The organism is Exiguobacterium sp. KKT215, from assembly GCF_055635335.1.
In genome coordinates this window covers 150,001-163,747 of the sequence record NZ_CM145756.1, presented here as the reverse complement: position 1 = coordinate 163,747, position 13,747 = coordinate 150,001, and the positions used below count along the sequence as shown (strand labels likewise).

At 52.5% G+C, this 13,747-nt stretch carries 10 protein-coding genes, 8 tRNA genes and 2 rRNA genes (1 of these 20 cut by a window edge); all 20 read right to left on the bottom strand.

What is annotated here, in order from left to right:
- Positions 1-48 precede the first annotated feature (48 nt).
- Positions 49-609 carry a YdhK family protein gene (locus ACZ2GZ_RS00935; protein WP_029594439.1) on the bottom strand — a complete coding sequence of 187 codons (561 nt, stop codon included), beginning with the start codon at positions 607-609 and terminating at the stop codon, positions 49-51.
- A 131-nt stretch (positions 610-740) separates the two neighbouring features.
- Positions 741-1,301 carry a hypothetical protein gene (locus tag ACZ2GZ_RS00930; protein ID WP_214715842.1) on the bottom strand — a complete coding sequence of 187 codons (561 nt, stop codon included), beginning with the start codon at positions 1,299-1,301 and terminating at the stop codon, positions 741-743.
- Positions 1,302-1,454: 153 nt separating this feature from the next.
- Complete coding sequence (locus ACZ2GZ_RS00925; RefSeq protein ID WP_214715844.1) at positions 1,455-2,636, bottom strand: MFS transporter; 1,182 nt, start codon at positions 2,634-2,636, stop codon at positions 1,455-1,457.
- Between the two features lie 217 nt (positions 2,637-2,853).
- Positions 2,854-4,650, bottom strand: coding sequence for a glutamine--fructose-6-phosphate transaminase (isomerizing) (gene glmS / locus ACZ2GZ_RS00920; RefSeq protein WP_470295404.1), 1,797 nt, complete (start codon positions 4,648-4,650; stop codon positions 2,854-2,856).
- A 359-nt stretch (positions 4,651-5,009) separates the two neighbouring features.
- Entirely contained in the window at positions 5,010-6,368 is a 1,359-nt protein-coding gene (glmM, locus tag ACZ2GZ_RS00915) for a phosphoglucosamine mutase (protein ID WP_021065183.1), read from the bottom strand.
- 35 nt (positions 6,369-6,403) lie between these two features.
- On the bottom strand, positions 6,404-7,684 hold the full coding sequence (locus ACZ2GZ_RS00910) for a CdaR family protein (RefSeq protein ID WP_029594436.1): 1,281 nt from the start codon (positions 7,682-7,684) through the stop codon (positions 6,404-6,406).
- The gene (cdaA, locus tag ACZ2GZ_RS00905) at positions 7,685-8,545 is read right to left on the bottom strand and encodes a diadenylate cyclase CdaA (protein WP_021065185.1); all 861 of its coding nucleotides are present in this window, start codon (positions 8,543-8,545) and stop codon (positions 7,685-7,687) included.
- 135 nt (positions 8,546-8,680) lie between these two features.
- On the bottom strand, positions 8,681-9,316 hold the full coding sequence (locus tag ACZ2GZ_RS00900) for a hypothetical protein (RefSeq protein ID WP_058765075.1): 636 nt from the start codon (positions 9,314-9,316) through the stop codon (positions 8,681-8,683).
- Complete coding sequence (sigW, locus tag ACZ2GZ_RS00895; RefSeq protein WP_021065187.1) at positions 9,313-9,888, bottom strand: RNA polymerase sigma factor SigW; 576 nt, start codon at positions 9,886-9,888, stop codon at positions 9,313-9,315. Before sigW ends, ACZ2GZ_RS00900 begins: the two co-directional genes overlap by 4 nt.
- Before the next feature lie 141 nt (positions 9,889-10,029).
- A complete protein-coding gene (gene rocF, locus ACZ2GZ_RS00890; RefSeq protein WP_214715848.1) occupies positions 10,030-10,932 on the bottom strand; it encodes an arginase in 903 nt (300 codons plus the stop codon).
- Positions 10,933-11,131: 199 nt separating this feature from the next.
- A tRNA-Ala gene (locus ACZ2GZ_RS00885) sits at positions 11,132-11,207 on the bottom strand.
- Between the two features lie 15 nt (positions 11,208-11,222).
- A tRNA-Gly gene (locus tag ACZ2GZ_RS00880) sits at positions 11,223-11,297 on the bottom strand.
- 7 nt (positions 11,298-11,304) lie between these two features.
- Positions 11,305-11,377 (bottom strand) — tRNA-Lys (locus tag ACZ2GZ_RS00875).
- Between the two features lie 5 nt (positions 11,378-11,382).
- A tRNA-Tyr gene (locus tag ACZ2GZ_RS00870) sits at positions 11,383-11,466 on the bottom strand.
- 6 nt (positions 11,467-11,472) lie between these two features.
- Positions 11,473-11,545, bottom strand: a tRNA-Thr gene (locus tag ACZ2GZ_RS00865).
- A gap of 29 nt (positions 11,546-11,574) precedes the next feature.
- Positions 11,575-11,650: transfer RNA gene (locus ACZ2GZ_RS00860), tRNA-Val, on the bottom strand.
- 3 nt (positions 11,651-11,653) lie between these two features.
- Positions 11,654-11,728: transfer RNA gene (locus ACZ2GZ_RS00855), tRNA-Glu, on the bottom strand.
- Positions 11,729-11,733: 5 nt separating this feature from the next.
- Positions 11,734-11,808: transfer RNA gene (locus ACZ2GZ_RS00850), tRNA-Asn, on the bottom strand.
- Between the two features lie 8 nt (positions 11,809-11,816).
- Positions 11,817-11,932 (bottom strand): 5S ribosomal RNA (gene rrf / locus ACZ2GZ_RS00845).
- A gap of 96 nt (positions 11,933-12,028) precedes the next feature.
- Positions 12,029-13,747 (bottom strand): 23S ribosomal RNA (locus ACZ2GZ_RS00840); it runs 1,195 nt beyond the window's last position.

The window sequence follows — 13,747 nt, the reverse complement described above, 5'->3', positions numbered from 1 at the left end:
TAATCGTCGTTCATAAATAAAAACCTCAGGATATCCTGAGGTTGATCTTTATTTTAGGGCTTCGAGTTCATCCTCTGTGACCCATTTGTGGTTCGTGACGTCTTCCCCGTCGTTTGTCGTGAAGTCGACCATATACACCGTCGTCTGTTCGGCCGAATCAATCGTCGCCTCGGCGCCGTCCATCCCGTCCATATGGTCTGTGGCCAGAGTGGCTTCGGTCCCTTCTTCTAACGGTGCCTCGCCTGGATTGTCGAGTTCTTCGTGAATGACCCACTTGTGATCCTCGACCGGATTGCCCCCATCCCTCGGGGTATAAGAGACCGAATAGACGGTCGTGTCATATGCACCGACGATTGTCGCCTCGGTGCCATCCATGCCCGGCATATGGTCGGCCGTCATCATCGCGGTCGACCCGACTTGGAACGTCGGATCTGTCGCTTCACTTAATCCGCTCGGCACCTCTCCTGATCCCGAATGGTCCATCATCGAATGGTCCGAATGTTCTTCTGTCGAGTCGCTCGTCTGCTCCTCCTCGGCATCTCCACAAGCTGCCAAAGTCGTCGCGAGCAACATCACGCTCAAACCGGTCATCCATTTTTTCTGTCTCATCGAATCTCTCCCTTACGTCTTTATCTTTATACGTTACCCTGCTATCGAGGTGGTGAGACGTTTTTGAGACCGATGCGATGATTTGTTATCGCTTTGATACATTAAAAGACCGCCTCGCGGCGATCTTCTAATTAATTCGCGTGCTTCACATCCTCGAACAAGCCGAGCGCGAACCCGGCCACCGCTCCGATCGTCGTCACGATGAGCACGTAATTCAAATCAACCCCTTGCCAGAACTGGCCTTGCATCACGTTCGTGACTTCAATCAAGACGGTCAACACGAGTGCCGTGACGAAGCTGGCCAATAGGAAGAAGCCGAGTGCCTTCTTCCCGTACACGATGACGCCGAGCATCGTACCGAAGGCCGTCGTCACCATAATCAAGAATGCCGTGTTTCCGTACGTGTCACCGAGCGTCGGGAAGATGGCTGCGAACGTTTCACCGACCGCAAACCCGAGCAAGATGGAGGCGACCATGCCAATCGTGCTTAAACCGACATTTCGAATCAAGTGTTCTCGGTGACCGAGCAATAAGAACAACAAGATGCTGCCGACGACACCGGTGAGGAACGTGACGAGCACACCGGCTTCAATGAAGAGACTGAAGAGGAAACTGCTGAGTAGGAACGACACTAAACCGATCAACAACCCGATTGCCCAATGCGTCCGGTGACTTCCATGGACAATGTTCATGATGCTCATCCCCTTTTATGCGTCCTACTATCCTATTGACCACTTTTTCAACTATGAAACGAGTTCTCTCTTTCTAGTTGGCGGTTTCCAATCGAATTCTCCATATCGTCACAAAAAGACCGTCCCCAAACGAATCACGGGACGGTCTGTGCCTCAATGGTGCTTGATTTTTCTCAAGAAAACCAACATCGGGAGGAGCAAGAGCGCCGCTGCCCCAAGCCCTCCTTGAATCGACGTGTAAAGGGCGAGCAATCCAATCAACGGTCCCCCGGCGACTTGACCGAACGCGTCGACCTGACCGAACATCGACAAAATCGTCGCCCGGCCTTTCGATGGGAGCCGCTCGTTCGTCATAACGCTCATGAGCGGATAGTGCACGTTACGCAGTGCCGCAATCGTCCAATACAGCAACACGGCCAACCAAAACTGTCCGACCGAGGCGAAAGCAAGCATCGCGATGATGAGCAGCACGTTGAACCAAAACAAGGTCGTCGCATAGCGTCCTTTGACGTATAGCTCGACACCTTTCAACACCAACATGTTGAGTAGAAACGCGACGGCATAGAACAAGCCGAACCAATACACGGCCGCCTGTTCCGACAACTGGAACGTCTCAATCAAATGCGCGCCCCATAACCGGTCGAATCCTTCACTAGCGAGACCCCAGACGAGCGTGATGGCAGCCAAGCCGACGAGAATCGAATTGCCACGGATATGGGTGTATCCGTCCCGAACCGTCCGTTTCGCTTGCACGAGATTCGACGTATCGACTCGCGTGATCGGTTCGAACCGCGTCTCTGGCAAGACGCGCCATGCGATGATCGCGAGCGTCACCAACATCCCCCCGGCAAGCACGATTGTCATTTGGACAGACGTGACTTCAGCGAGGAGGACGGCGAACCCAATTCCGACGAAGCGGCTGAGCGAGCTATACTGTGCACCTCGCAAAAACACTTGTTCTAAGCCGTCATTCCCCATCTCATCGGTAATCCATGCCTGTTCGGCCCCGCTGATGAACGTCCAGCCGATACCCCATAACGCTGACGCGACCGCGATGGCCCAAAATTCAGGGATGCCCCCTTCTAGCAAATGGGCCAGTCCAATCAAACCGATACCGATGACCATCGACCGCTTCCGCCCATATAAATCGGCGACGAGACCGGTCGGTAGCTCAAATAGTAAAATCGATACTTCTAATATCGTTCCGATCAAGACGAGTTGTAACGCATTCAACTCGGCGGTCGTCACATAATAGATGGCGTTCAACGTGAACACCATCTGTATGATGAGCGAACGCGAACTCGATACTGCATAATACAGCTGTTGAATCTTCAATTGTATATTCCTCCGATAGGATTGTTCCAATACAGTGAATCATCGGAGGAGGTGGCCAACTTATGAACGCACGTCCTCCGGCAGGATGAATGTGTCAAATAGTTGGATTTGCATGGCGTTCTCTCCTTAGTCGTTATACCTTCAGTATACAAGCCGGTTCGCATGACGTAAATCACAACAAAAAAAGCCAAGATCCCGAAAGATCTTGGCCTATCATTTATTCGACTGTGACTGATTTCGCCAAGTTACGTGGCTTGTCGACATCGCAATCACGCGCAAGTGCCGCGTAATACGAGATAAGTTGAAGCGGTAACACCGTCACGAGCGGTGTAAGAAGTGGTTCGACACGTGGCAATACGAACGCATCGCTCTCGTGTTCCATGCCTTCCATCGAAATCGTGCAGGCAACAGCGCCACGAGCGACGACTTCCTTGATGTTTCCGCGGATGTTGAGGTGCGTGTTCGGTTGCGAGACGAGTGTGATGACCGGTGTGCCATCTTCAATCAAGGCGATTGGTCCGTGCTTGAGCTCTCCACCTGGGTAGCCTTCTGCTTGGATATACGAGATCTCTTTGAGCTTGAGGGCACCTTCGAGACCGACGTATGAATCCATACCGCGACCGAGGAAGAACGCGTTGCGTGACTCTTTCAAGAACTTGTCTGCCAATTGCTCAAAGATTTCTTTTTGAGCCATGACCGAGTCCATGATCGTCGCGATACGCGCGAGCTCTGTCATGAGGTCAAACGGAAGCTTCTTGCCGTTCGCACGAGCGATGTCGTAGGCGAGGATGGCGAGCACGGCGATTTGGGCCGTGTATGCTTTCGTCGACGCGACCGCAATTTCCGGGCCGGCGTGGAGGAGCATCGTCTCATTCGCTTCACGTGAGAGCGTCGAACCGGCAACGTTCGTGAGTGTAAGCGCCTTGTAGCCGCGCTTCTTCACCTCGACGAGGACGGCACGGCTGTCCGCTGTCTCACCTGATTGTGAGATAAAGAGGAACAACGGCTTCTCTGTGAGGAGTGGCATGTTGTAACCGAACTCAGAAGCGACGTGCACTTCTGTCGGAACACCTGCGACGCGCTCAATCAATTGCTTGCCGACAAGACCAGCGTGGTAACTCGTACCACAAGCGACGATGTAGATGCGATCCGCTTCCGAGACGAGCGAGCGCACGCCTTCCGTCAGCTCGATGTCACCGGCGTCGTTCTGGTAGTGCTGGATGATGTTGCGGATGACGGCCGGTTGCTCGTCCATCTCCTTCAACATGTAGTGCGCGTACGTGCCCTTCTCGATGTCTGACGCATCGATCTCGGCCGTGTACGGGGCACGTTCGAGGACTTCGCCGTCGAGCGTCTTGATCGTCGCCGATTCGCGCGTCAAGATGACGATCTCGCCGTCGTGGAGCTCGAGGTACTGGTCCGTCACTTGGAGCATCGCCATCGCGTCAGACGCCACGACGTTGAACGTTCCGTCGCCGAGTCCGACGAGGAGTGGTGACTTGTTCTTACCGATGTAGAGGCGCTCTTGATCCTCTGAGTCGATCATCGCGATTGCGTACGAGCCGTGGAGCTCAGCCAACGTCTTGCGGAACGCCGCCTCGACGTCGCCAAGTTCGACGAAGTTCTTCTCCATCAACTGGACGATGACTTCCGTGTCCGTCTCCGAGAGGAACGGGACGTCGAGCGTCGCCTTGATCTGCTCGTCGTTCTCGATGACACCGTTGTGGACGAGCGTGAAGCGGCCCGTCGTGCTCTGGTGCGGGTGGGCGTTCGGGACGCTCGGCACGCCGTGTGTCGCCCAACGTGTGTGACCGATTCCGATCGTGCCATCTACTTCTGCTGGGACGACTTCGCGTAGCGCAGCGATTCGGCCGACTTCTTTATGCACGTTCACGTTATCATGCATCAAAGCAAGACCCGCCGAGTCATAACCACGGTACTCAAGTTTTTCAAGACCTTTGAGAAGGATTTCCTTCGCTCCGGTGTTCCCAATCATTCCTACAATTCCACACATACAAAAATCTCCCTTTATTTTCGATTTCTCGAAAAAGGAAACGGGCTTTTTCTAAGAGCTGTCAACGCGCTCCCCTTTGGCCGTCCGGTCGCCCGGGCGTTTTGAGGGTTTGCTTGTAGTCGTGACAGGCGACTAGGAGGCATCCGCCGAAAACTCGATAACCTCCAACCTCGTCAACTCCGTAGAGTTCTGGCGCTTGTTTCGTACTGGGTGTCCTTCCGTTTCTAAGGGCACGCTCTTAATAGTACAAATCACACCTCCATTCGTCAAGAAAATCACATAATTTCACAGTGACAAAACGGAAACAAAAAGGGAACCCGCAGACGGATTCCCTTGTTTTATTCCCTATTTCGACAAAATTATCCTTCTACACCGTAATCTTCGCGGACAACTTGTGCAATTCGTTCGACATAACGGTCACACTCTTCTGATGTCGGTGCTTCCGCCATGACGCGCACGAGCGGTTCCGTGCCAGAAGCGCGGACGAGGATGCGGCCGTTGCCGTTCATTTCTGCTTCCGCTTCTTGAATCGTCGCGAGAACGCGGTCGCCGTTCATCGCCTCGTTTTTGTCCGTGACACGGATGTTGACGAGTTTTTGTGGGTACACCGGCATCTCAGCCGCGAGTTCTGATAGCTTGCGGCCTGTCGTCTTCACGATTTGAGCGAGTTGAACGCCAGAGAGCATGCCGTCTCCCGTCGTCGAGTGGTCGAGGAAGATGAGGTGACCCGACTGCTCGCCACCGAGTGTGTAGTTGTGTTTCTTCATCTCTTCGACGACATAACGGTCACCGACCGCCGTCTGAAGCGCCGTCATGCCAGCATCTTCAACCGCTTTATGGAAGCCAAGGTTACTCATGACCGTCGCGACAATCGTGTTGTCTTTGAGACGGCCTTTCTCGCTCAAGTACTTCCCGCAGATGTACATGATTTTATCGCCGTCGACGATATCACCGTTCTCATCGATTGCAATCAAGCGGTCGCCGTCGCCGTCAAAGGCGAGACCCATGTCCGCTCCTTTTTCACGAACGAACTGTGCCAAATGCTCAGGGTGTGTCGAGCCGACACCTTCGTTGATGTTCAAGCCGTTCGGCGAGTTGCCAATCGTCGAGACGTTCGCTTCGAGGTCAGCAAACAGACGTGCTGCCAATCCGCTCGTCGCACCATGGGCGCAGTCAAGGGCAATATGGAGACCGTCGAAATCTTCGTCAACCGTCTGTTTCAACATTTGAAGGTACTTCTGTGCACCCTCGTAGTAGTCTGAGACAAAGCCGAGGTCTTTTCCGACCGGGCGTGGCAACGTGTCTTCCGCCGCATCCAAAATCGCTTCGATTTCCGCTTCTGTCGCGTCGTCGAGCTTGAAGCCGTCGCTACCGAAGAACTTGATGCCGTTATCGGCTACCGGGTTGTGCGATGCCGAGATCATGACACCAGCCGTCGCATCGAGCGACTTCGTCAAATAAGCGACACCTGGCGTCGAGATGACGCCGAGACGCATCACTTCGGCTCCGATTGATAGGAGACCCGCGATGAGCGCACCTTCAAGCATATGACCTGAAATACGTGTGTCACGGCCAATCAATACTTTTGGCTGTTCGCCGGCTGGCAAGTGTTTCGATAACACGTAGCCGCCCGCACGACCTAAACGATATGCTAACTCTGCTGTCAATTCTGAGTTCGCGACACCGCGGACTCCATCAGTTCCAAAATATTTACCCATAAATTCAATTCCTCACTTTTGTATGATTGAACGCCTCATTGAATCGAGGACGTTTCGGTTTGTTCATCGACGCTCGTTAACTCGATGTCGATTGTCTTCGGTGAGACGACGGTCACACCTTTTGGTACTTCATAGTCGACGTCGACCCCGTGTAACCCGCTCGGGAGGCCCGTCAAATCCAAGGTCACACTCACACTGTTCGACGTGATGCTCTCTAAGAGGGACCGCTTCCCGGACAAGGTGACCCCGATCACTTCAGGGGCTTGGAGCGTAAAGTTCGTTCGGTCATATCCTCGTACGGTCACAGGTACTGTCAATCGGACTCGTTCCGTCAATTCACCCGTGTCGTCTCGCGACTCATCCGCCGCTCGAACGAGCAATTGGACTTCCACTTGCTTCATCTCAAGCGATGAGGCACCCTCCGGCACGGCGAGCGTTGCGGTCACTTTTCCGGTCTTGTCGATGCCGTCTAAATCGATTGGCTCCGTCTCGACGGTGTCGATTGCATCGAGCACGTCTGGTGGCGCAAAGACACGGACTTCCGTTTCTTCTAGCAACGTGTCGACGAGTCTGAAGTCATCGGCCACGTCACCGGTCGTCACCGCCTCAATCGGGAAGACGGCACTTTGTTCGTAGACCGGGACCGACACACTGATGATGTTCGGTTCGACGGTAACATTGAGCGGATTGCCATTGGCATCTAAAATCGTTGGCGTCAATTCACGCGTGAACGTTTGACTTTGATTGGCGACATCGACGTTTAACGTGATTTCTTGAACGTTTTGAATCCGACTGGCACCGCCCGACACTTTCACTGTCGTCGGTTCGATGTCGGCGTCACCGACCACTTTTCCTTCTGGCAATTGGTCTTTATTCAATAAGTTGACCGACACCGGGACTTCGACCGTCTGTTTGCGGTCAATATAGATTTCGACCGTATCCCGCTCGAGTTCGACGTTGACGTCTCCGCCAAAGCCGCGTGCCTCGACCGGAACGCGATGGAAGCCTGTCCCAAGGTTCGTTAAATCGACGAAGACTTGATAATCTTTCACCAACTTGGTCATCGTCAAACTGCTGGACGGACCTTGCAATTCGACGCTCATTTCTTCTGGGACGTTATATGCCACGTACTGCACCTCATCGAAGAACACTTCGACGGGAACGTCGAGTGTCATCGAACTTTGTCCGACAATCGGGAGGGCGTTTGTGGAGTTGGTCGACGAACTCGTCTCGGCGACCATGAAATAAAGTAGGATGGCTAAAGCAAGTGCGATGACGCGGAGAAACCATTTATGTTGTAACCACTGATCAATCACTTACTTGTCCCCCCCTTTTTTATTGAAGAACGAGAGTGTCGTCTCTTTTTCTTCAATAACGAGTTCTTGGATCAATTTATTGCGAAGTCCCTCCTCATCCAACTCTCGATACAGACGTCCCGCGATCGCAAGCGACACGGCGCCTGTTTCTTCAGAGACGGTGAGCGTCACGCTATCCGTCACTTCACTGACCCCGATGGCGGCCCGGTGTCGGGTACCTAGCGCTTTATCGATATGTGGACTTTCCGACAATGGTAAATAACAGGCTGCTGCCGCAATTTTCCCATCTTGGATAATCATCGCCCCATCATGGAGCGGGGTGTTCGGAATGAACAGGTTGATAATCAGTTGTGACGTGATGTGTGAATCCATGCGAATCCCGGTCTCGACATATTCATTCAATCCCGTATCGCGTTCAATCGCAATCAGCGCACCGATGCGACGTTTTGACATATATTGTGCCGAGCTGACAATCGCTTCAATCATTTGACGCTGTTTATCCTCGTCACTCGTGCTCGTGCGACCGAACAAGTTACTCGTTCGCCCTAGATGCTCGAGCCCACGTCGGAGTTCCGGTTGGAAGATGATGATAATCCCAAGTAATCCGTAGGTGATGACCTGGTTCAATAAGAACTGTAACGTCTTCAACCCAAAGAATCCGCTGAGGAACCAGCTGACAAGGATGATGGAAATCCCTTTAATCAATTGGACCGCTTTTGTCCCACGTACAATCATCATCAATTTATAGATGACATACGTGACGACGACAATATCTAAAACGTCATTCAAATAATCGTACCAATGTACGTTTTCTGAAAGACTAAAGAATGATAAGAATGAAACCTGTTCAAGTAGCGGCAAATGCTCCCCTCCTCAACTACCTAGCCAATTCGTGCAAATTACATTATATCACATTTCTGAAACCACGCATCGCCAGACGATAAAACGAAACCAGATTGAAACGAACAAAAAAGACGCCGTCTCCGGCGCCCTCTTTTAGAAGATTTGTTTGAACGAATACCACATCCACTCAAACATCCGATCGATTTGTTCGAGTTCTCCCGTGACTTCTCCAGCGCTAGCCAGATAAGCCCGACCATTTACGGCCGTCGCGTTCCCGTTGACCGTCCCTTCAATCCGGAGGTCACCGCCTTGTACCGTGATGTCCCGCTCGACGGTTACGCCTTGTGGGACGACCACCTCGTTCGATGTCACAACGATGCCCGGCACTTTCGTGTACGTCATCGTCTCCGTCGATTCGTTCCATAAGCCAAGTGTCGCACTCGACATCAAACTAAAGAAGAGAGCGGCCGCCATCAGTCCTGGATGCTTACGGAACCACGTCATCCATTTAGATTGTGGTTTCTGTTTCGTCCGGACTTTTTCTTCAAATCGAGTCACTGGTGCGACCTCGACCCGTGCTTTCGCTTCCGGTAAGGACGCCATGACACGGGCTGTAAAATCATCGGATAGTTTGGGCCGTGGTAAGGCCTTCAGTTCGGCATCTATTCGTTCGTAGTGGAGGTACGCTTCATATAATTCATCGTCCTCCAACAATTGACGTAGTTCGTCAGATTCTTCGGGCAGGATGCCATCTTCCAAATATTGTTGTACTTTTTCTTCAGGAGTCAATTGAACCCCTCCCTGTTTTGAAAGATTGTTTTTAACATTTCTCTTCCCCGGAAGATCCTTGTTTTAACCGTAGCAACCGGCATATCGATCATGACGCTAATTTCCTTCAGCGATAAGTCATCCACGTATTTCAACAGCAATGGAATCCGATACTTGTCGGGCAGCTGTTTAATCGCTTCATGCATCTCGCCTCGAATTTCGCGATGAACGACTTGGGCGTCGGGTTGGGGTGCTTCATCAGCCAAGTGGTCCTGGTAGGTCAAGCCATCGGTGCCCGCAATCTCGGCATCCATTGAATATTCCGGCTTTCGCTTTCTCAGACGGTCGATTGCCACGTTTGTCGCAATCCGGTAAATCCACGTCTTGAACTTGTACTGGGGATCATAAGTATCGATTCGGGTATACGCCCGAATAAACGTCTCCTGGGCAGCATCTTCCGCTTCGCCTCGATCATATAATATCTTATAAGCGACAGCAAAGACACCATCCTTGTACAGTTCTACCAGCTCAGCAAACGAATCATGATTCCCCGACCTTAATTCGTCGACTAAACGGGTGGTCAGCCGTTCCATCAGTCCACTTCCCCTCTCCGCAACCTATGCGGTCATCCTTCTATACGGATTTGTCTCTATGTAGGTTTCATTAAAATCGCATGACAATAAAAAAAGTTTCCAAGTCCATTGTAGCAAACAGACTTGGAAACTGTAAGGTCGTCAGACAGTTTCACTTTCCAATAACAGGTTTTCTTTGGATTTCAAAATCGTCTTACATAACTCGAACGCCAACTGGGCCGTCGTGTCATCATGATCGAGCGATGGATTTAATTCTACGAGTTCGACCGCAATCAAATCGTCAGCCTTCATCACTTCGGCCAAGATGGCTTTGCCTTCTTCGGCGGTCAGTCCTTGATCGACTGGCGTGCCGGTACCTGGAACAAGTTTCGCATCCAAGCTATCCATATCGAAGCTAAGATAGAACCGATCCACACGTGCGCGCAAATAAGTGAGTGCCTCGTCCATCATGACGTCGACGCCCCGTGTCCGAATCTCTTCGACTGTGATTACTTTAATGCCGAGTCGATTGATCTCTCGAATTTCACCTTCGTCGATATCCCGAAGCGCCATATACACCAAATGTTCGGGCGCGAGTTTCGGTTCACGTCCACCGACCTCGGTCAGGCGGATATCTCCCATTCCCATCGCCGCAGCAAGTGGCATCCCATGAATATTGCCCGATGGTGAGGTCTCACCCGTGTTCAGGTCAGCGTGCGCATCGACCCAGATGACACCGTATGGCCCCGTTTTGGCAAGACCCGCCAGCGTTCCGATTGCCATGCTGTGATCGCCCCCAACGATCAACGGGAATCGCTTCGCTTGAATGTCTGCATCGACGACCTCCGCGAGTTCTTGGACCGTGTATAAGACTCCATCTACCCGCTTCAAATGCTCTTCACTGTTAATCATTTCAGATTCAGGTAAGACACGGATTGTCTGTTGCTTCGTTTCTGCTGGCAATAGTGTTTCCAATCCGAGTGTCCGTAATTTTGATGGACCTTGCTCTACGCCATGTTTCCCCTGTCCATAACGTAGCGGTACTTCAATATATGACCAATTCATCCCCATTCCCCCTTGAACGTTTATAACTTCATTGTAAACGCTACCAAACTCGTGGTTCAACTTCACACAATGATGAATAAACATACAAAAAGGCAGCCTGAATGGTGGCAGGCTGCCTTTCTCTGTACTCTCAAGTGAATGGTTCATGGATTTAGGCAAAAAAAAACTTAAGTCATAAGTAACTTAAGAAAAAAACAAATGGTGGAGCCTAGCGGGATCGAACCGCTGACCTCCTGCGTGCAAGGCAGGCGCTCTCCCAGCTGAGCTAAGGCCCCGTTAAGGGAATAATATGGAGCGGAAGACGGGATTCGAACCCGCGACCCCGACCTTGGCAAGGTCGTATTCTACCACTGAACTACTTCCGCATAAAAATGAGCCATGCAGGGCTCGAACCTGCGACCCTCTGATTAAAAGTCAGATGCTCTACCAACTGAGCTAATGGCTCAAACCTGGTGGGGGGGGGCGGATTCGAACCGCCGAACCCGAGGGAGCGGATTTACAGTCCGCCGCGTTTAGCCACTTCGCTACCCCCCCAAGGAGTGCCGGCGAAAGGATTCGAACCCTCGACCCTCTGATTACAAGTCAGATGCTCTACCAACTGAGCTACACCGGCATATATGGTTTGATTGTTTATTAAAAAGATGGTGGAGGATGACGGGATCGAACCGCCGACCCCCTGCTTGTAAGGCAGGTGCTCTCCCAGCTGAGCTAATCCTCCAAATGGTGACCCGTACGGGATTCGAACCCGTGTTACCGCCGTGAAAGGGCGGTGTCTTAACCGCTTGACCAACGGGCCTTAATTGGCTCCGCAAGTAGGATTTGAACCTACGACCTACCGGTTAACAGCCGGTTGCTCTACCACTGAGCTATTGCGGAACGATCTTGCCTGGCAGCGTCCTATCCTCACAGGGGGAGACCCCCAACTACTTTCGGCGCTGAAGCGCTTAACTTCCGTGTTCGGCATGGGAACGGGTGTGGCCGCTTCGCTATCGCCACCAGACAAAAGAATATTAACATCGCCCCAAGGGCGTGTCAATCCATTTCAGGGTTGTTCCCTGAAAACTGAAGACTCATCAATTCACACAAACCATTAGACTAGATCAAAGCCTCGACCGATTAGTATCATTCAGCTCCACACGTCGCCGTGCTTCCACCCATGACCTATCTACCTCATCGTCTCTGAGGGGTCTTTCTTGATTGCTCAAAGGGAAATCTCATCTCGGAGGGGGCTTCATGCTTAGATGCTTTCAGCACTTATCCCGTCCGCACGTAGCTACCCAGCGATGCTCCTGGCGGAACAACTGGTACACCAGCGGTGCGTCCATCCCGGTCCTCTCGTACTAAGGACAGCTCTCCTCAAATTTCCTGCGCCCACGACGGATAGGGACCGAACTGTCTCACGACGTTCTGAACCCAGCTCGCGTACCGCTTTAATGGGCGAACAGCCCAACCCTTGGGACCTACTCCAGCCCCAGGATGCGATGAGCCGACATCGAGGTGCCAAACCTCCCCGTCGATGTGGACTCTTGGGGGAGATCAGCCTGTTATCCCCAGGGTAGCTTTTATCCGTTGAGCGATGGCCCTTCCATGCGGAACCACCGGATCACTAAGCCCGACTTTCGTCCCTGCTCGACTTGTAGGTCTCGCAGTCAAGCTCCCTTCTGCCTTTGCACTCTTCGAATGATTTCCAACCATTCTGAGGGAACCTTTGGGCGCCTCCGTTACTGTTTAGGAGGCGACCGCCCCAGTCAAACTACCCACCTGACACGGTCCTCCAGCCGGATCACGGCTGCGAGTTAGAGACTCTATACGCAAAGGGTGGTATCCCAAGGGTGTCTCCACCGAAGCTGGCGCTCCGGCTTCACAAACTCCCACCTATCCTGTACATCGCGTACAAAGCCTCAATATCAGGCTGTAGTAAAGCTCCATGGGGTCTTTCCGTCCTGTCGCGGGTAACCTGCATCTTCACAGGTACTATGATTTCACCGGGTCTCTCGTTGAGACAGTGCCCAAATCGTTACGCCTTTCGTGCGGGTCGGAACTTACCCGACAAGGAATTTCGCTACCTTAGGACCGTTATAGTTACGGCCGCCGTTTACTGGGGCTTCGGTTCAGTGCTTCTCTTGCGATGACACATCCCCTTAACCTTCCAGCACCGGGCAGGCGTCAGCCCCTATACTTCATCTTGCGATTTAGCAGAGACCTGTGTTTTTGCTAAACAGTCGTTTGGGCCTATTCACTGCGGCTTATGTTGCCATAAGCGTCCCTTCTCCCGAAGTTACGGGACCATTTTGCCGAGTTCCTTAACGAGAGTTATCCCGCGCGTCTTAGAATTCTCATCTCGCCTACCTGTGTCGGTTTACGGTACTGGCGCCGACCTCCTTACTAGAGGCTTTTCTTGGCAGCGTGAAATCCGGTACTTCGCCCTACGGGCTCCACATCACAGCTCAACCTTGTGTGTCGGGCGGATTTGCCAACCCGACGGCCTCGCTGCTTGTCCGTGCACTTCCAGTCGCACGGTTACCTTATCCTTCTGCGTCCCCCCATCGTTCAAACGGTGGTACGGCGGTACAGGAATATCAACCTGTTGTCCATCGCCTACGCCTTTCGGCCTCGGCTTAGGTCCAGACTAACCCTGAGCGGACGAGCCTTCCTCAGGAAACCTTGGGCTTTCGACGGAGGGGATTCTCACCCCTCTTTTCGCTACTCACACCGGCATTCTCACTTCCAAGCGCTCCACGGCTCCTCACGATACCGCTTCACTGCTGCTTGGAACGCTCCCCTACCATCCCTTACGGGATCCATAGCTTCGGTG